Annotated in this window: 12 protein-coding genes; 7 read left to right on the top strand and 5 right to left on the bottom strand. The window is 34.3% G+C overall.

Annotated features, from left to right (window positions below):
- Nucleotides 1-9: 9 nt before the first annotated feature.
- The 5 genes from OD917_RS01610 to OD917_RS01590 all read right to left on the bottom strand — a co-directional run bounded on the left by OD917_RS01610 (nt 10) and on the right by OD917_RS01590 (nt 9,027).
- Nucleotides 10-1,518 (bottom strand): sodium:solute symporter, encoded by a 1,509-nt coding sequence (locus tag OD917_RS01610; protein WP_263521798.1) that lies wholly within the window; start codon nt 1,516-1,518, stop codon nt 10-12.
- Between the two features lie 70 nt (nt 1,519-1,588).
- Nucleotides 1,589-2,401 (bottom strand): N-acetylmuramic acid 6-phosphate etherase, encoded by an 813-nt coding sequence (gene murQ, locus OD917_RS01605; protein WP_263521797.1) that lies wholly within the window; start codon nt 2,399-2,401, stop codon nt 1,589-1,591.
- Between the two features lie 121 nt (nt 2,402-2,522).
- Complete coding sequence (locus tag OD917_RS01600; protein WP_263521796.1) at nt 2,523-3,725, bottom strand: DUF1343 domain-containing protein; 1,203 nt, start codon at nt 3,723-3,725, stop codon at nt 2,523-2,525.
- Between the two features lie 255 nt (nt 3,726-3,980).
- Nucleotides 3,981-5,714, bottom strand: a complete 1,734-nt coding sequence (locus tag OD917_RS01595; RefSeq protein ID WP_263521795.1) for a RagB/SusD family nutrient uptake outer membrane protein — start codon at nt 5,712-5,714, stop codon at nt 3,981-3,983.
- A gap of 25 nt (nt 5,715-5,739) precedes the next feature.
- Nucleotides 5,740-9,027, bottom strand: coding sequence for a SusC/RagA family TonB-linked outer membrane protein (locus OD917_RS01590; protein ID WP_263521794.1), 3,288 nt, complete (start codon nt 9,025-9,027; stop codon nt 5,740-5,742).
- 224 nt (nt 9,028-9,251) lie between these two features.
- Here OD917_RS01590 and OD917_RS01585 point away from each other — a divergent pair, with 224 nt between their 5' ends.
- The 7 genes from OD917_RS01585 (at nt 9,252) to OD917_RS01555 (ending at nt 20,934) form a co-directional block, all read left to right on the top strand.
- Complete coding sequence (locus OD917_RS01585) at nt 9,252-10,025, top strand: DeoR/GlpR family DNA-binding transcription regulator (protein WP_318013840.1); 774 nt, start codon at nt 9,252-9,254, stop codon at nt 10,023-10,025.
- 316 nt (nt 10,026-10,341) lie between these two features.
- Nucleotides 10,342-13,257: an FAD-binding and (Fe-S)-binding domain-containing protein gene (locus tag OD917_RS01580; protein WP_263521793.1), complete on the top strand. Its 2,916-nt coding sequence runs from the start codon at nt 10,342-10,344 to the stop codon at nt 13,255-13,257.
- A 55-nt stretch (nt 13,258-13,312) separates the two neighbouring features.
- Complete coding sequence (locus tag OD917_RS01575) at nt 13,313-14,140, top strand: alpha/beta hydrolase (protein WP_263521792.1); 828 nt, start codon at nt 13,313-13,315, stop codon at nt 14,138-14,140.
- A 312-nt stretch (nt 14,141-14,452) separates the two neighbouring features.
- Nucleotides 14,453-15,934: a glycoside hydrolase family 10 protein gene (locus tag OD917_RS01570; protein WP_263521791.1), complete on the top strand. Its 1,482-nt coding sequence runs from the start codon at nt 14,453-14,455 to the stop codon at nt 15,932-15,934.
- A gap of 11 nt (nt 15,935-15,945) precedes the next feature.
- Nucleotides 15,946-18,447 (top strand): beta-N-acetylhexosaminidase, encoded by a 2,502-nt coding sequence (locus OD917_RS01565; protein ID WP_263521790.1) that lies wholly within the window; start codon nt 15,946-15,948, stop codon nt 18,445-18,447.
- A 3-nt stretch (nt 18,448-18,450) separates the two neighbouring features.
- Nucleotides 18,451-19,758 (top strand): serine hydrolase domain-containing protein, encoded by a 1,308-nt coding sequence (locus OD917_RS01560; protein ID WP_263521789.1) that lies wholly within the window; start codon nt 18,451-18,453, stop codon nt 19,756-19,758.
- A gap of 36 nt (nt 19,759-19,794) precedes the next feature.
- Nucleotides 19,795-20,934, top strand: coding sequence for a DUF1343 domain-containing protein (locus tag OD917_RS01555; RefSeq protein ID WP_263521788.1), 1,140 nt, complete (start codon nt 19,795-19,797; stop codon nt 20,932-20,934).
- Nucleotides 20,935-20,971 lie beyond the last annotated feature (37 nt).

Below are 20,971 nucleotides of genomic sequence, written 5' to 3'. Positions count from 1 at the left end.
ATAAGCTGATTAGAAGCTTATTTTGTCGCTCCTTTTAGAGCTTGTAATGTATAATCCTAGATAAGTTATTAATCCGTTTAGCACGATTAATTCGTTATCAAAAACATATCCTGCAAATAGCAGTTTCGAATTTTCATTAATTAAATAAGTGAAAAATGGTGATAATAAACAGATTATCGGCACGAGTTTGTCATGCACATTTCTAGATTTTTGGAACAAACCAAAAGCGTATAATCCTAATAATGGGCCATAAGTATAAGAAGCTACTTTAAAGATCATTCCAACAACAGAACTGTCGTTTATTGCATTAAAAACCAAGATGATAAAAAACACTAAGATAGAAAAACTGATATGTACTAAATGTCTAATTTTTACTGTGTTTTTCTTATGGCTGTTTTCGGCTTTGTCCATTCCTAAAAAGTCGACACAGAAAGAAGTTGTCAAGGCGGTTAAAGCGGAATCTGTTGTTGCAAAAGTCGCCGCAATAATTCCTAATAAAAACACGATTGCTGGAACAAGAGCTAAATGATTTAAAGCAATTTCTGGAAAAAGTAAATCGGTTCTTGGTTTTCCTGTAACTAAATCAGCTGGTATTGCGATTCCGTTTTTATTTGCGTATATGTATAAAAGCGCTCCAACACTCAAAAAGAAAATATTGATTACAACAAATATTCCTGTAAAAGTGAACATATTCTTTTGTGCTTCGCCAATGTTTTTACAGCTTAGATTTTTCTGCATTAAATCCTGATCTAAGCCAGTCATGGCAATAGTTACAAACATTCCGCCAAGAATTTGTTTTACAAAATGGAATTTACTTCCCATGAAATCATCAAAGAAAAATATCTTAGAGTAATTACTATTTTTTACTTCTTCAAATGCACTGATGGCACTTAAATCCATTCGGTCGCAGATAAAGTAAATGGTTAGAAAAACAGATGTAACCAAAAAGAAAGTCTGTAAAGTGTCTGTAATAATAATCGTTTTTAATCCGCCTCTATAGGTATAAGAGAAAATAAGCAAAAGTGAAATTAAAACTGTAAATGCAAACGGAATATTATAGAAATCAAATACAAAACGCTGTAAAACAATTACAACCAAATAAAGTCTGAATGCCGAGCTAATCGTTCTACTGATCAAGAAAATAGAAGCCGCTGTTTTATAGCTAAAAATTCCCATTCTGTGTTCTATATAGCTATAAATTGAAGTCAGATTCATTCTATAATATAATGGAAGCAATAATTTTGTAATGACTATAAAACCAAGCGCATTTCCCAAAACAAACTGAAAATATTTGAATTGTTCACCACTTGCAGCACCAACTTCTCCTGGAACCGATATAAAAGTTACTCCAGAAAGCGCAGTTCCGATCATTCCGAAAGCAACTAAATACCATTTTGAATTTTTATTAGCAGTAAAGAAAGCTTCGTTTCCGCTGTCTTTCTTGCTCACTCTGTGTGAAATATAGAATAATGTTCCGAAATAAATGATAATTAGAAGAAGGATGGTGCTTGGTGTCATTTTTATTTTTTGGTGTTTGAATCTTTTATAAAACTATAAAAGATTTTAGATAGTTTTAGATTTCCTGATTTTATTTTTGAGCTAATAAAACGGCTCTTACACTTTTGTGTTTGTGAAGTAATTCTTCCGCAACCTCATATTCCACATCAAGTTCCTCCATAATCATTTTGATGCCACGTTTTACCAATTTTTCGTTAGAAAGCTGCATGTCGACCATTTTGTTGCCTTTTACTTTTCCTAATTTAATCATAACCGAAGTTGAGATCATATTTAAGGTAAGTTTTTGAGCAGTTCCCGATTTCATTCTGGTACTTCCAGTTAAAAATTCTGGACCTACAATTAATTCAATTGGATAATCTGCTTCCTGAGCAATAAGTCCATTGCTGATACAAGAAATACTTCCTGTTTTTACATTATGTTCTTTGGCCTTTTTCAAAGCTCCTAAAACGTAGGGTGTGTTTCCAGAAGCCGCAATTCCGATAATGAAATCTAAGCTAGAAATCTCATATTTAGCTAAATCTTTCCACGCTTGTTCTGTATCGTCTTCAGCATTTTCAACAGCTTTTCGAATAGCAGTATCACCACCGGCAATAATTCCAATAATCATGTCATGTGGCACCCCAAAAGTAGGCGGACATTCAGATGCATCTAAAATTCCAATTCTTCCGGAAGTTCCCGCTCCAATATAAAATAATCGGCCGCCAAGCTGCATTTTTTTGACAATTGCTTTGACAAGTTTTTCGATTTTAGGAATCTGTTCTTCAATAATATCTGGTACTTTTCTGTCTTCTGTATTAATGTTAGTAAGAAGTTCTTTCACGCTCATTTGATCCAAGTCTTTGTACAAAGATTCTTGTTCAGTTTCAGGATTTTTATTTTTCATTTTTCTTTTTTTTGATTTTGAAACCAAAATTCTTTCGAATAATTGATTTCGTTTTTTTGCATTAATAGTCTCTGTTTTATTGAAAAAACAGTGGAATTTGAGTTATTATTGAATTAAGGAATTATTTGTAAATCAGATATTTTGTTCGCATTTTCTTGAAAGCTGCTAAATCTTTCTGCCAGCTTTGTCTTATTTGAGTTTCAGAAATACCGCTTTCAATTTGCTGTTGTAATTTTTTTGTTCCTGCCAGTTTTGTAAAAAAAGCATTGAAGAATTTTGTTTTGTCACTTGTATTCTGGTAAGCTTTAATAAGCCATTTTAATTCTAGCTGTTTTAGTTTTGGATAAGCTGTTAAATCTTCACCAAAGCATTCTTTTCCATTGTATAAAGGATCTTTTGCGCCAAAGTTAGGTTTTGGCGTAAAGCTGAAATTAGTTTTGGTTAAATACGGAGAACCGTAAATTTGGAATTGTTTCTCAGTTCCGCGTCCCATGCTCACATTTGTTCCTTCAAAAAGGCATAAACTTGCGTAAAGGTTGATCGATTGATCGTTAGGCAAATTTGGAGATGGTTTTACCAATAAGCTGTATGGCATTGTTCGCTTATAATCTAAACATGGAATAACGGTCAATTTGCATTGAGCGCCATCTTTTAGCCATTTTTCGCCATTTACCATTTGAGCATATTCACCAATCGTCATTCCGTGAAGGAGCGGAATAGGGTGCATGCCCACAAAACTTGTAAATTCTTTTTCTAAAAGCGGACCGTCAACAATTGAACCATTTGGATTTGGTCGGTCAAAAACGATTAGCGGAACGTTGTTTTCTGCGCAAGCTTCCATTACATAATGCAATGAAGAAATATAAGTATAGAATCGTGCTCCAACATCTTGCAAATCGAAAATCATAACGTCAATTCCAGATAACTGCGCTGGTTTTGGCTTTTTATTATCACCGTAAAGAGAAATAATTGGCAATCCTGTTTTTGGATCTTTTCCGTCAACGATGTGTTCGCCGGCATCGGCTGTTCCTCTAAAACCGTGTTCTGGAGCAAAAATAGTTTGCACGGCAACCTTTTTTTCCAAAAGGAAATCAACCACATGTGTTTTGTTGGATAAAATTCCAGTTTGATTGGTTACGATTCCGACTTTTTTATCTTTTAAAAGAGGAAGATATTTTTCGTAATTATCTGCTCCTGTTTTAATTTCAGTGTAACTGAATGCTTCAGAATTATTAGTTCCAATTGATTTCACTACTGTTGAATAAGACGGAGTATTAAAAAGAAATGCTGCAACAAAAGCACTTTTTGCTATAAATTTTATCATTTTAAATACAGTTTATAGTTAAAGACAAAAACTTGACTTAATAAAATTAAGGATATTATTGGTATATATAAATGTTTTAGGTAGATAGGGGACTCTAAAAAAAACTATTGTTTTGCCTAGATTGTTTCAGGCTAGATTTTGATTGTGTCTTTTGTCTTTTGACGATGTGTTTAAAAAAGAATATTTTAAATACTACCTCCAAAATAAACGATCTTGGAGGTAGTTTGTATGTATTATTTTTCAGCTGTTATTAAATTACCAGCCTGGATTTTGTTTTAATTCAACCCCTTGAGCTTTATATAAGTCGATGTCATTCGTTGGAATGTTCATTAAATAATGCTTAGATTCGAAATTTCTTGTACTTGCTGGGTATATTTTCACATATCCGTTTGCATCTACCACAGTTTGCGAACCTACTGGGGTTCCAATTCTAGCACCAAGATTTACGTCTGGATTTTTACTAGTGTCTAAATAATCACCTTTTTTCCAGCGATAAATATCAGCTTGTCTTAAAGTTGTCCAGCTCATAAATTCAATTTGACGCTCACGACGAACTTCCCAAATTAATGGATTTACAGTTCCAGAAATTTGCTCTAAAGCAGAAGTTCTTCTTGGATCATTAATTTGAACACCATTTGCAGAAGCATTAACTCCGTCTGTAGTTAAAGGCGCAATTCCTGCACGAGCACGAACTTTATTGATTGACAAATCAAGATCGCTGTTTGTTGCGTTTCCTAATTCAGCGCAAGCTTCGGCATAATTTAGATATACTTCACTTAGAGTAAATAATGGAGCATCAGTATAGTTACGTCCTCCAGTTGTAACATCTGGACCTGTTGTAGCAGGGTTGTTGTATAATTCGAATACATATCCAGACATTGAAACTAAAGCTGCTGTACCAAAAGGTTTTCCTTTGTATCCGTAATTAGCAGGATTTACTGTTTTACCAAAACGAGGATCTCTATTAGTAAATGTATCTGTAATGTTGTCATCACCAACATACTGACTGTTTCCAGCTTGTTGAATTGGTAATCCGTTTGTTGTTACATAACTATCCGCAGCCCATTTTGTCAAACCATATTGAATAGTCGAAGTATTAGTATAGTTTTGAAGAGAGTGCATTAAAACGTTTGTTAAGTAACGTTTTGCCAATATCACTTCCGTATTTCCAAGTAATTCAACTGAATTGTATAAGGATTTCCAATCAGCATTTAATTTATAACTCGGGTTATTCATGATCATTAATGAAGCAGCTTTGGCTTTGTTAAGATAAGAACTTCCATCTTGGCCTAAATGATATTTTCTGTACGTTCCTTCATAAATACAAGCGTTACTCAAAGCTGCATAAGCGGTATATTTATTTGCTGTAACGTTTTTATCATCACTAACAAGCATTAAATCTGCTGCTTCTTGAAGTTCTGCAATTACTTTGTCCATAATTTCTGCCCTTGGCATTGCAGGTGAGTAAACTTCTGGATCGCCTTGAGCTAAATATTTATCAGTATAAGGCACATCTCCAAATTTTTGAACTAAACGAAAGTAAGTATAAGCTCTGAAAAACTTAGCAACCCCAATGTAGTGGTTCTTTTTTTCAGTAGACATATTTACAGTTGGCACTTTTTCTAGCATTAGATTGCAACGGCGAATAAGTGTGTAATATTCATTCCAAGAATAAGTATTAGTAGTCGCAGCTGTAACGGGCATTTGATAAAAAGTAAATGCAGATAAGTTATCATCTACTCTATAATCAGTTCCGTGATAGTAGAAGAAAGAAAGTCCGATTGTTGTACCATTTCCGTAGCCATAAAAAGTATCATAATTCGACCAAGAAAAGGTTTTTACGTTATCTTCTGACTGCCAAAAGTTATCGTTTGTAAATTTATCTGCAGGATCATCTGTTAGATAATCTGAACAGCTAACTGTGCTTCCTGCTAATAAAACAGCAGTAAAGATTAGCAGAAATTTAGATTTTATATTTGATTTTTTCATTTTAAAAGTTTTGAATAGTTAGAGATTAGAAAGATAAATCAACACCTACAGACCATGTTTTTGTATAAGGATAAGCTCTTCCCCAGAAAACTTCTGTTTCGTCAATTTCAGGATCTACAGGAAGACGTTTGTCTTTCCAAGTCACTAAATTTTCACCTGAAGTATACAATCTTACTTTTTCTAATCCTGCTTTTTTCACAATTGCTGCTGGCAAGTTATATCCAAACGTAAAGTTCTTTAAACGGAAGTAAGACATGTCTAATAAATATCTTGTAGACGTAACAAAGTTGTTTTGACCTGATGTGCCTGATCCAAAAGTATTTGCTTCATTTCCATAATATGGGTTTGGGAAATAAGCATCTGTGTTTTCTGGAGTCCAGTAATCTGCTTGGTTTGCATACATTTGCTGAGGCGCTCTGTAGAAAGGTAAAACAGCATCAGAAGCAGCCCAGTAATCACGTTTTCCAACTCCTTGGAAGAAAGCAGAAATGTCAAATCCTCTGTATTTTCCACCTAAAGTAATACCGTATTTATAACGAGGCGTTGAATTTCCAATTTTACGTAAATCTCCGTGATCATCAGCAGTTCCAGCTCCACGCGTAATAGCTCCGTCACCATCTAAATCTACATAGTGAACATCTCCAGCTCCATATTGGAAATTACCTCCCATTGTTTTAGAATAATCAACACCGTTTACTGTTTTACCATTATTTGTAATAACATCATCAGCTTGAAGAAGTCTATCACTTGTTAATCCCCAGATTTGGCCAATTTCATAACCATTATAGTAAGGCGTTGTGCCTGTAGTTACTAAAGCAAGTAATTTAGAAGAGTTATTCCATTTTGTAATAACTGATTTATAATCTGATAAAGCAAGATCAACAAATACAGAAGCGCTTTCGCTTAATTGCTTATTAAAGTTTAATCCTAATTCCCATCCTCTAGTTCTCATGTTTCCTGAGTTTGTTTGTGCAGAAGCCTGACCAAATGAACCTGGAAGAGTTATACCAGGAGCAAGCATTCCTTTCGTGTCACGTTGGTACCAGTCAAATGTAGCGCCTAACATATCAAATATTTTAATGTCGATACCTACATCTTTAGTATATACTTTTTCCCAAGTCAATGCAGGATCCACGTTAGTTGGCAAGTCAGTAGAAGGAGGAATTGTAGTGCCGCTGTTTACCCAAGAAGGATTTTTAGCGTTCATGATAGATAAGAAAGCATTATTACCTACGTTTTGGTTTCCAATTGCTCCAATAGAACCACGCAATTTAAGATCAGTTAACCAACTGCGTGTTCCTTCCATGAATTTTTCATTCACAATTTTGTATCCTACAGAAGCAGAAGGGAAGAATCCCCATTGTTCATTTGTTGGAAATCTTGACGAACCGTCATAACGAGCATTAAGTTCTACTAAGTAAATTCCATTGTAGTCATAATTTACACGAGCAAAGAAACCTGCAATTGAGTACTCAGTTTCTGCAGGGTTTAAAGAAGTGTTTGCAGCTCCAGAAACAAATTGTTCACCAACAGCAAGGTTAAATTCTGGTTTAGATTTATCTAAAAGCGTATTTCTTCTTGCATAGTTACGAGAGAAATTTTGCCACTCAGAGTTGAAACCTCCTAAAAATTTGAAATTATGTTTGTCAAATTGCTTTTTGTAGTTACCATAAATGTTGACAACATTTGTAGTAGACTCAGATTTTGATTGCGCTACATAATCATTTCCTGTTTCAAGAGTTGCAGGTGTAGCAGTTTGAATTGTTGTAGCATCGTATGGCATTGCAGACCAGCTGTCCCATGCTAAGAATTTACCACCATTTTGTTTTCTGTTGTAATATTCGTTTACAGTGCTTACTTCTGTAATAAGATTTAAATCTTTTGTAATATCTGCTGTAAATTTAGCGCTAAGTCTTGTATTACGTTTGTTGTTTTCGTTTCTAGAAGCATTTGATAAATATCCTCCAGCAGTACGGAAATTATATCCTCTATAAGTTCCGAAATTCGGGAAATATTGTCCCCAACGAAGCGCATAACCAAAATAACCTCCGTAACCTGTATCATCAGTTCCAGAACCACCATAATAGTTAAATGGCTGATCGTAAGTGCTGTTGATAGTCATTACCTTGAAATCTCCAGTAAGCCAATCTGCTAATTTGGTTGTAAAACCTAAATTAATGTTGACTCTTTGTCTTTTTTCCTGATTCACTCTTAACATACCTTCTTGGTTTGTTAACCCGAATGAAGCGAAGAAAGAACTTTTATCTCCTAAATTTCCTTGTGCAGATAAATTATGCGTTGTTTGAAGCGCATCGCTTGCATATAGTTCTTTATTAGCATCCCAAACTCTATAAAAATACGGCGTACCATTTTTTATTTCCCAATCTTCACCATAAACCATTTCATGACTGGTACGGTTATTTGCGTATTTTTCTTTCCAGTTTTTAATTCCATCTAATAAAACACTGTAATTTTGACCAAAAATCTCAGGAGTTGAACCATCTGTTCTTGTTCCCGCAGCGATTAATCCAGGAATTTCTTCTGTTGGATCCAAGAATTGTAAAGTAGAAATCGGATTAGTGAATGCAGTATTTGCACTATAAGAGAATCTTACTTTTCCTTCTCCAGTTTTTCCGCCTTTTGTAGTAATAAGAACCACCCCAAACGCTGCACGAGCTCCATAAATAGAAGCGGAAGCCGCATCTTTAAGTACAGACATCGTAGCGATATCATTCGGATTGATAAGCGATAAATCTGTTGGAACACCATCAACTAAAATTAAAGGTGCGTCAGAACCATTAATAGTTCCTGCTCCACGAATATTGATATTTGCTGCACGGTTAATATTTCCAGAGTTAAAAGAAACATTTACTCCTGGTGTGGTTCCCTGCAATGCTTTACTAACGTCAGTTAAAGGTCGGCTTCCTATTGTTTTGCTTACATCAATGTTCGCAACGGCGCCTGTTAAATTGGTTTTTTTCTGAGAAGCAAAACCCACAACTACTACCTCGTCTAGTTTTGAAGTGCTTTCTGAAAGATCAACATTTACTTTCTGTTGATTTTCGATTTTAATTAATTGAGATTCAAATCCCATATAACTAAAACTTAGCGTTCTTCCTGGCGCTACAGAAATGCTGTAGTGACCATCAAAATCTGTAGAAGTGCCATTTGTTGTGCCTTGAATAACGACGCTGACTCCAGGAATTGGAATTCCGTCCGTTTTGCTTTTTACAGTTCCAGTAATTGTTTTTGTTTGTCCAAATGCTGTTTGAATAAACAAAACCAACACTGAAATAAGAAGTAATTTTTTCATGATTAATCTGGTTTTTATAATGGTTGTTGAGCAAATATATTTAATTATTGCATACAAATGCATTATTTTGAACTTTTTTTGGAAAAAAAAATCAAATAATGCAAAATAACGCAAGTTTTGTCGAAAAATATATACTTGATTAATCTGTAAAATTTCAATTTTGCATACTGTTGCAGTTTTAAGGGTGTTTTCTAATATAAATTGAAATATTTGATATATTTGTGATGAACTTTAACTTTTATAGAAAAATGCTGAAAGCCGAAAGACATAAATATATAATGACTAAGCTTATTGAGGACCAAAAAGTTGTTACAACAGATTTGGCTTTGGCTCTGGATTTGTCGGAAGATACTATACGACGAGATTTGAACGAACTTGATAGTAAAAAGCTGTTAGAGAAAGTATATGGCGGGGCAGTACAAGTTAAAGAGAAGTCTGCAAATGTTTTTGACATTGCAATATCTGAAGAAGAAGAGAAAAAGAAAATCGTTTCAAAAGCGTTATCGCTACTTCATGACGATCAAGTTATTATAATGAGTGGAGGAAGTACAAATTTGGTTTTCGCAAAGTTAATTCCATCAAATTTGAAAGCTACAATATATACGTATAGTTTGCCAATCGCCATGCAATTGTCTCAGCATCCTAATATAGATTTAATATTTATTGGTGGAAAAATGCAGAAAAATGCAATGGTAACAATTGGTATGGATGTGATTCAGGTTGTTTCTAAAATTAAAGCAGATATTTGTTTCATTGGAGCCAGCAGCATTAATATAAAACAAGGACTTACAGAAGTAGGTTACGAAATCTCAATTGTCAAAAAGGCAATGATAGAAGCTTCTGATAGAGTAGTTTCAATGTTTTCAGCAGATAAATTAAATACTAAAATGCCACACGGAGTTTGTGAACTAACTCAGCTTGATACTATTGTAACCGATTTAGATCCTTATGACGCAAGATTGGAAGAATATAGAAAATCGGGCGTTTTTATCTTATAAAATATTCTTTTAAAAATATATTCTGCATGTTTTTGCGTTTTTTAAAAATTATTTTGTTAAATAATGCAAAATAATGTAAAAACTATCTTTTTTGTATATATATTTGTTAAAGCTAAACCTTTGACCAAATATATTATGAAAACCATTACTTCGTTTACTTGCTGTTTATCTGGTAAATTTAAAGAAGTTCAAAGCTTTCAATTGGAGCTTTAATAAATATTTATTTCCAACAAGATTTAGATTGTATTGTTTTAACTGATGTGTGCAGAAGTATAAAACATTTATTAAAAAACCAAAAGCAATAGAACCAAATTAAATGCCCGATTCTCTTCAATTACAAGAATTAGAAACTTCCTTAGAAGGAAACCTTTTTTATGATGAACTTCATAAAAAAATATATGCTACAGATGCTTCTGCTTACAGAATTATGCCGCTTGCTGTGGCAATTCCAAAGTCAGAAAATGATATAATTAATATTATTCAATTTGCTTCAAAAAATAAAATTTCAATAACACCAAGAACCGCAGGAACTTCTCTCGCGGGCCAAACTATAGGAAGCGGAATTATTGTCGATGTTTCAAAGCATTTCAATAAAATTATCGCTTTTGATCCAAAGAATAAAACTATAACAGTTCAGCCTGGAGTAATTCGCGATGAATTAAATCTATATTTAAAACCTCACGGATTGTTTTTTTCGCCAACAACTTCTACTACAAATCGATGTATGATTGGCGGAATGGTTGGAAATAATTCGTCAGGAACAACCTCCATTCGTTACGGAGTTACCAGAGATAAAATTGTAGAAATAAAAGCCGTTTTAAGTGACGGAAGTCTTGCCTTTTTTAAAGATTTAACTTCAGAAGAATTTATCGAAAAAACAAAAGGAGATTCTTTAGAAAATAAAATTTATAAAACGATTTACGAAGAGCTTTCAATCAAAGAAAATCAAGAAGAGATTTTAAGGGAATTTCCAAAACCAGAAATTCACAGAAGAAATACGGGTTATGCGATTGATGTTTTGTTGAAATCGGAGCTTTTTTCAGGAACTGAAAGTACCATTAATTTAGGAAAATTGCTTTGCGGAAGTGAAGGAACTTTGGCATTTTCAACTGAAATTACTTTAAAAGTAGATGATCTTCCGCCTACTAATAATATTATGGTTGTGGCGCATTTTCACACCATTCAAGAAAGTTTGGAAGCCGTTGTAGTCGCAATGAAACATCATTTGTACACTTGCGAAATGATGGATGATACGATTTTAGATTGTACCAAAACCAATCGAGAACAAGCCAAGAATAGGTTTTTTATTGTGGGAGAACCAAAGGCTGTTATCATGCTCGAAGTTGGATCGCACATTAGCATGGAAGATGCCGAGTTGCAAGCCGATGCTTTAATTAGAGATCTTCAAATTAATGGTTTCGGTTATGCACTGCCAAAAATTTACGGAACAGATATTGACAAGGTAAACGAGGTAAGAAAAGCCGGTCTTGGACTTTTAGGAAGTATTGTGGGAGACGATAAAGCCGCGGATTCTATTGAAGACACCGCTGTAGAATTAAGCGATTTGCCAAATTACATCGCCGATTTTGCCGCGATGATGGAAAGACACGGACAAAGTGCCATTTATTACGCACATGCCGGAGCTGGAGAGTTGCATTTGCGTCCGAAGATCAATTTAAAAACTAAAGAAGGCCTGCACCAATTTAGAAATATATCTACAGAGGTTGCTCATTTGGTGAAAAAATATAGAGGTTCGTTAAGCGGTGAACATGGCGATGGAATTCTACGCGGAGAGTTTCTGCCTTTTATGATTGGCGATAAAAACTATGAACTGCTAAAACGAATTAAAAAAGCATTTGATCCCGATACTATTTTGAACGTTGGGAAAATAGTAAATGCTTCTAAAATGGATGAAAATCTTCGTTTTGAAGCAGGAAGAGTTGAACCAGATATAAAAACAATTCAAGATTTCTCCGACAGTTTAGGAATTTTGCGTGCTGCCGAAAAATGCAACGGTTCGGGCGATTGTCGAAAAATGCCTTCGGCGGGCGGGACTTTATGTCCGAGTTATCGTGCGACAAGAAATGAAAAAGATACTACACGTGCGCGTGCCAACGCTTTACGCGAATATTTAACGAATTCTGAAAAAGAAAATAAATTTGATCATGAAGAATTATATAAGGTTTTTGAATTATGCGTAAGCTGTAAAGCGTGTGCAAGCGAATGTCCAAGTAATGTGGATGTGGCGACTTTAAAAGCAGAATTTTTATATCAATATCAAAAAGCAAACGGATTTTCTTTTCGTAATAAAATATTTGCCTTCAATTCAAAATTGAATGAATTGGTAAGTATTGCGCCATCAGTTACCAATTGGGCTTCCAATCTTTCTTTCGTTAAAAAAAGAATGGGAATTGCACCTGAAAGACGAGTGCCATTAGTAGCTCCAAAAACGTTTAGAAAATGGTATCAAACTAACAAAAAACTTTATGAATCTAATTCTTTTGAAAACGGAATCGTTTATCTTTTTTGCGATGAATTCACGAATTATTATGATGTTTCAGTCGGAATTGACGCTTACGAACTATTAACCAAATTAGGTTACAGAGTAATTGTAATCGATCATGAAGAAAGCGGAAGAGCTTTTATTTCGAAAGGGTTTCTCGAAGAAGCACAAGAAATTGCGAATAAAAATATCAATACTTTTAAAAATATAATTTCTGAAAACACACCTTTAATCGGAATTGAACCTTCTGCAATATTGACTTTTAGAGATGAATATCTTCGTTTGGCTGGAAATAAAGAAAGTGCAGAAAAAGTAGCAAAAAACACTTTTACAGTCGAAGAGTTTTTTAAAAGAGAAATTACAAGCGGAAAAATTCACGCAGGACAATTTTCTGAAAAAGAAAAAAATATAAAAATTCATGGGCATTGCCATCAAAAGTCTTTAAGTACAATTGAAGCTTCTTTTGCAATGTTGAATATTCCAAAAAATAATACGGTTACCATTTATAATTCGGGCTGCTGCGGAATGGCGGGTTCTTTTGGTTACGAAAAAGAACATTACGAAATCAGTATGCAAATGGGAGAAGATACTTTGTTTCCGAAAATCAGGGCAACAGAACCATCAACAGAAATCGCTGCTGCGGGAACAAGCTGTCGCCATCAGATTTTTGACGGCACGAATAGAAAAGCTTTACATCCGGTGACTATTTTAAAAGAATGTTTGAAATAATTTTTTGTATTTTCCCTGTGCTTTTCAGAAATATTATTTAAAAAAAACAGCAGTTATGAAAAAAACAATTTACACCTTTTTGTTCGCCTTTTTAATTTTTACAGCCAGAGCAGCAAAGGTTGATACTTTACAGGTTTTTAGTGCTTCGATGCAGAAGAATATTAAAACCTGTGTCATAGTTCCGGACAATTATAAAAAGAGCAAAAAAGCATTTCCTGTAGTTTACTTGCTTCATGGCTATAGCGGAAATTATGCATCTTGGGCAAAAGATTTTAAGGAACTTGGAAAACAAGTAGATCAATACGGGTTTATTGTAGTTGGTGTTGACGGAAATTATTCAAGCTGGTATTTTGATAGTCCGATGGATCCGAGTTTTAAATATGAAACTTATGTCGTAAAAGAGTTAGTTCCTTTTATTGATAAACAATTCAGAACCATTACAGATCGTACAGGAAGAGCCATTTCAGGGTTAAGTATGGGCGGACATGGGGCTTTGTATTTGTCTTTCAAGCATCAAGACATATTTGGAGCTGCAGGAAGTATGAGCGGAGGAGTAGATTTTCGTCCGTTTCCAGAAAATTGGGATATCAAAAAACGATTAGGCACAATTACAGAATTTCCTGAAAACTGGAATCAAAACACCGTTACCAATATGCTAGATTTGGTAAAAGATAACAAATTAAAACTGATTATAGATTGTGGCGTTGACGATTTTTTCATGACAGTTAACAGAGAACTTCATGCTAAAATGCTAACTCTAAAAATAAATCACGATTACATCGAACGTCCTGGAGAACATAATCTAAAATACTGGGAAAATTCATTAAAATATCAACTTTTGTTTTTTCATGATTTCTTCAATGAAACGGTAAAAACAAAATAAATTATTGTTTGTTGCAGCCTTTCCAAAATTGGTACGCACATGTTTTGTTTGGTTATCCTAACAGGTTTTTAAAACCTGTTAGGTTTTTTAGCCACAGATTAAAGGATTAAAAAAGATTTTTTTCGCAACAAATTAAATCCATTGAATCTGCTAAATCTGCGAGAGAAAAAAAACATCAAAGATTAGAAAAATAAAGACTTTGCGACTCTGCGACTTTGCGAGATTAAAAAAATAAAACTTAGCGAACATTGCGTAAACCACTGCGTGCTTGCGGTTAAATTATATTATACAAACTAACCCAAAATAATAATTATGAAAAGCGTAAAAATTATGATTTTGGTATTGCTGATTCATACCAAAATTTTCAGTCAGCAATCTCCAAAAAGAGAAATGCGTGCAGCTTGGATTTCTACGGTAGAAAATATCGACTGGCCGTCTAAACCAGGTTTGTCAGATAAAGAAATGAAGAACGAAATGATTGCCATTTTGGATAATCTTCGTTCGTATAATTTGAATACAGTAATTTTTCAAATTCGTCCAACTGCCGATGCATTTTATAAATCGACAAAAGAACCAGCTTCGCATTGGATAACCGGAACTCAAGGCGTTGCGCCAGGTTTTGATCCGTTGCAAATGATGATTGACGAAGCAGGAAAACGCGGAATGAATGTTCACGTTTGGCTGAATCCGTATCGTGTTCAGAAAGATACGGTTAGAGATGTACTTTCAAAAAATCATTTATATTTTAAAAGACCAGATCTTTTCCTGACTTACGGAAAAACAAGATATTTTAACCCAGGTTTGCAAGAAACTAGAGATTTTGTAGCTTCTGTTGTGGGCGAAATTGTTCGTAAATATGATATTCAGGCGGTGCATATGGATGATTATTTTTATCCGTATAAAATTGCTGGACAAGAATTTCCAGATGAGAAAGCGTTCGCTAAAGAACCGCGTCAGTTTAAAGATAAAGACGATTGGAGAAGAGACAATGTCGATTTAATCATCAAACAAATCAGAGATACCATTATTGCCAATAAACCAGAAGTCGAATTCGGAATTTCACCTTTTGGAGTTTGGAGAAATATTGCCAAAGATTCTGAAGGTTCTAAAACCGTTGCAGGAGCTACAAACTATGATGATTTGTATGCTAATATTTTAAAATGGCAGAAAGAAAACTGGATCGATTACGTTACGCCTCAATTATATTGGCACATTGGTTTTGACAGAGCCAATTTTGAAGTTTTGGCAAAATGGTGGGCAGAACACAAATACGGAGCAAATGTTTACGTTGGTCATGGCGATTATAAAATTTCAACTTCGGCTAAAGAGCCAGAATGGAGAAGTCCTGATCAAATCGTAAAACAAATTGAGATGATTCGTAAACTGCCTCAAATTGATGGTTCAATGCATTTTACGGCTTCTACTTTTCTGAAAAAAGGAGATACGCTAAGACAGCCTCTTCTTCAAAAAGAATATAAATACATAGCTTTAACGCCAGAAGCAAACAGAATTACAAGATTAAAACCAGAACCGCCAACAAACGTATTTATTGCTAAAAAAGGTAATAATGCAGTTTTGACTTGGAAAGCTGCGTTTAACGACAAGAAATATGTGATTTACAGATTTCCGAAAGGAAAAATAACCGATTTCTCAAATCCTCAGAATATTTATTACGTGACAACGGCTCAAAAACTAGAAGTGCCAAATGCCGATTTGGAAAACTACATTTATGCGCTCACCGCTTTGAGTCAAACCCAGACAGAAAGCAATCCGATAGAATTTTCAGTAAAATAAAATAGTAAGAAATGAGAAAAAATATTATTCTAATCGCCATATTTCTGAGTTCTATAAGTTTTGTACAAGCCCAAAAATTAGACATAATTCCAAAACCTGTTTCCGTTCAGCAAACTGTTGGACAGTTTGTTTTGCCTTCGTCATTGAAAGTTGTTGTAGACAAAAAACTAAAAAACAGTGCCGATTATATTTCAGTAAGTATTTCAAAAAATACAGGAATTACTCCAATTGTTTCCATTGGAAAAAAACACGGAAAAAATAATATTTCATTTTTAGTAGATAAGAAATTGGATCTTCCAAACGAAGGTTATCAATTGGAAATAAATGAAAAAGGAATTTTCGTAAAAGGAAAAACGGATAAAGGTATTTTAAACGGATTTCAGACTTTAGTCCAAATTTGTTCTGCTAAAGAAGTTAAAAAAGGTTCTGCTCCTTTCTTGAAAATTGAAGATTATCCTCGTTTTGACTGGCGTGGAATAATGCTTGATTGTTCGAGACAATTTTTCGATAAAGAGACAGTAAAAAATTATATTGATTGGCTGGCTGCACATAAAATGAATGTTTTTCATTGGCATTTAACTGATGATAACGGTTGGAGAATTGAAATCAAATCGATGCCAGATTTGACTTTAAAAGGTGCTTGGAGAGGTCCAGGAGAAGTTTTATTGCCATCTTACGGTTCTGGAGACAAACGTTACGGAGGTTTTTATACGCAAGAAGACATTAAAGAAGTCGTGGCTTATGCTGCGGATCGCGGTATTTCAGTAATGCCAGAAATCGAAATTCCAGGACATTCGCGTGCTGTAACGGCTTCGTATCCAGAAGTGGGTTGTGCGATAACGCAGGAACTTAAAAGTGTTCAGGGCGAAGTGAAAAATGTTTGGTGTGTTGGGCGAGAAGAAAACTACGATCTTTTGGATTCTATTATTAAAGAAGTTTCAGGATTATTTCCTTTCGAATATATTCATATTGCAGGAGACGAAGTTAATCGAGCCAATTGGGAACATTGTCCAAAATGTCAAGCTTTAATGGCAAAAGAAGGGTTCACAGATAGTTTTCAGCTTCAGAATTATTTCTTTAAAAGAGTTCAAAAAATTGTAGACAAATACCATAAAAAAACAGATGGATGGAATGAAATCCTAAAAGGCGGAGAAATCGATTCAAATACGTTGATTTCTGCTTGGCAGGGAATTAGTTACGGAATTGAATCGGCAAAAAAAGGATATAAAACCATCATGATGCCGGGACAATTTACATATTATGATATGGCGCAATCTGAAACAGAACGCGGCCACCGCTGGGCAGCAATCACCGATACAAAAAGAGCCTATTCATTTGAGCCAATTCCAGATGCTGACTTAACACCCGAAGAGCAAAAAAATATCATTGGAGTTCAAGGCGCTTTGTGGAGCGAATATTTAGATCGTCCAGCAAGAATTATGGAATATCAAAGTTATCCAAGAATCAGTGCATTGTCTGAAATTGGATGGTCTAAAAAAGAAGATAAAAACTGGGATGATTTTTATAGAAGATTAACCAATAGCCATCTGAAAAGATTGGCCGATATGGGAATTGCTTTTAGAGATTTCCCTCCGACAGCAATCTATAAAAACGGGATTATTACAGTAAATCCCCCTTATGAAGGCGCTATTGTACGTTTTGATAAGGACGGAAATGAGCCTACAAGACAATCGCCTTTGTACACAGGACCAATTCAAACGAAAGATTACGAACGCTATACGTTTAGAGTTTTTTTTAACGAATATTCGGCAAGTCCTGCGGTTAAAGCAGAGAAATTGCCTGTTGCGAATTGGAATACATCAAAAGTAGAAGTTTTGACTATTTCTGAAAATATCTCAGAACATGTGGATAAAAAAGGGATTTGGTATTTGACTTTTAATCCCGCTGATGATGGTGCAAATGGAACAATTAAAAATGTTTCGTTTTTTGAAAATGATAAATTATTGCAGACCTATTCAGATGAAAAATGGTTAAAATCAAAACCTCGCTTGAGATTTGTGATTGATAATTACAATGAAAAAAATACATACCGACTAGATTTTACGGTTGAAAATAAAGAAGAGAAAAAGTCGGCGGCAAATGTAAAATTCAATTGTTCGCCTTATCAAGAACCAGAAGTGAAAGTGACTTCTTCGATGGCAGAAAATCCGAAGTTTCCAATTGCGAATCTGCAAGATTATAATGAAGAAACGTATTTGCGTACTGATGTGGCGTGCCAAGACGGCGATTGGATTTTATATACCTTTACTAATCCTGTAACTTCTTCTAAAATAGATGTTTTAACTGGAATTCCGCATCACCCGAGATTTATCGTTAATAATGGTTTTGTAGAGTATTCATACAACGGAACTGATTTTATAAAAGGTGATAATTTTGATTACGGAAATGCTTCAATTTATCCGAAACAGCCTGTAAAAGCGGTTAGAATTAAAATTACAGGAACCAATAATGAGCCTTTGATGGCAGGTCAGGACTTAAAAATTAATCCGTAGAAAATGAAAAATATATTGGCCAAGTTTTTAATTATTTGCTTGATTTCTTTTGGAATAAATGGTTATGCCCAGAAAAAATCCAAGAAGTTTTTTGATGTTAAACGAAATGAAGTTTTTATCGATTCGATGATGATCAATGCGCTTGAAAAAGGATTTTTTCCTGGAGCACAGATTATGGTTGGGACAAAAGACTCGATTGTGATTTCTAAAAATTACGGTTTTCATGATTACTATAAAAAACAGGCTGTAAAGTCAGATGATGTTTTTGATTTAGCTTCAATGTCTAAAGTTTTAGGAGCAACGCTTGTAACAATGCGTTTGGTTGGAGATGAAAAAATTAAACTTACAGATAAAGTAGGTGAAATTGTTCCGATGTACAAAAACACAGCGATTTCTGATTTGACACTTTTTGAATTGCTAACGCATACTTCTGGATTAACGCCAAGTATCACTTTTTATCAAGCATTGCTTTCTACACCAGATAATTCGCCTTTATTGAGCAAGGAAAAATCAGAGCAATATGTTGAGCCGTTTGATATTATGTTTGTCAATAAAAATATCATTTACGATTCAAAATACCTCGCTTTTGAGCCAAAAGAAAACTGGGTTCAGATTTATAAAAACATGTGGCTGAATCCTGAATTTTATCCTTTGGTTTATGAAAGGATTGCGAAGGCGAATACAAATCCGAGGGGGAAATATCTGTACAGCGATTTAAACTTGCTTTTGGTCAAACAAATGATTGAAGCCAAAACCGGAAAAAAACTCGATCAGTTCACAAATGAGATTTATACAGAATTAGGCATTTCAAAAATTGGATATAATCCGTTAAAATGGACTTCTATAGATAATGTGATGCCGACTGAAGTAGATAATCTTTTCAGAAAAGACACGATTAAAGGTTACGTGCACGATGAAGCGGCTGCAATTTTTGGAGGTGTTTCTGGAAATGCTGGTTTATTTGCCAATGCAGAATCGATTGCTGTAATCTGTAAAATGCTTATGAATAGTGGAAATTATAAAGGAAAACAAATTCTAAAACCCAATGTTGTAAAAGAGTTTACAGATTCTCCGCTTGCGAAAAATGGCATTTATCGGGGTTTAGGTTTTGATAAAAGAAAACCAGATGAGTTTTTTACAAAAGACGATTTTGGACATACGGGTTTTACAGGAACTTTTTTCTTTATGAATAGAAAAACAAATCGATTTTTAATCATTTTGACGAATCGTGTAAATCCAACGAGAACAAACCGATTAATGTACAAAGACGATTTTAGTGCTAAAATCTGGAGACAAATTAATAAATATTAAAAAGTTTTTTAATCTGTGGCTAAATAAAAAAATACCATGAAAAATATAATAATCTGCATATTAATTTCGGCAGTTTCTTTTGCGCAACAGATAAAAACGGGCGCTGAGAATTCTGAAAAATACTTGCCTTTATTGAAAGGCAAAACCGTTGGAATTGTAACCAATCAAACGGGAATTATTACTAAAGAAAAACATCTAGTCGATTTTTTAGTAGAACAAAAAGTAAAAATCAAATTTATTTTTGCACCAGAGCATGGTTTTAGAGGAACTGCCGATGCAGGAGAACATGTATCTGACGAAATAGATTCTAAAACGGGATTATCAATCGTTTCGCTTTACGGAAAAAACAACAAACCAACAACTGAACAATTAAAAGGAATCGACATCATGATTTTTGATCTTCAGGATGTCGGAACGCGATTATATACGTACGTTTCTACGATGCATCGTATTATGGAAGCCTGCGCTGAGAACAATGTTCCACTGATTGTACTGGATCGTCCCAATCCGAATATTGAGATTGTTGACGGTCCAGTTTTGGACATTGCTTTTAAAAGCGGAATCGGAATGCATCCAACGCCTTTGCTTCACGGAATGACTTTAGGCGAAGAAGCTAAAATGATCAACGGGCAAAAATGGCTTAAAGATGGAATTCAGTGCAAATTGACTGTGATTCCGTGTTTGAATTATACCAGAAAAAGTTCTTATAGTTTGCCAGTTCGTCCTTCGCCAAATTTACCAAACGATCAGGCAATTAATCTATACGTGAGTTTATGTCTTTTTGAAGGAACAAATGTGAGCATGGGACGCGGAACCGAAAAACAGTTTCAAATTTATGGCTCGCCAGATCTTCCAAAAAGTGATTTTGCTTTTACGCCAAAACCTAATTTTGGAGATAAAGATCCTTTGTATAATGGAGTAGAATGCAATGGAGAAGATTTGTCTTCGATTCCGAGAATAAATAGATTAGAAATAAAATGGCTGATAAAAGCTTATCAGACAACAGCTGATAAATCTAAATTTTTCGATAAAAGAAAATTTGCCATTCGCGCAGGAAATGAAAAACTGCAACAGCAAATTGAAGCAGGAATTTCTGAAGAAGAAATCAGAAATAGTTGGAAAGAAGGTTTAGCTGAGTTTAAAAAATTGAGAGCTAAATATTTGATTTATAAGTAATATCTTTCAGTTTTATTGTGTGTTGTTTTAAATTCAA

Source organism: Flavobacterium sp. SH_e (genome assembly GCF_025717045.1).
GTDB lineage: Bacteria > Bacteroidota > Bacteroidia > Flavobacteriales > Flavobacteriaceae > Flavobacterium.
The sequence above is the reverse complement of the archived record's forward strand: the minus strand, read 5'-3'. Positions and strand labels throughout refer to the sequence as shown.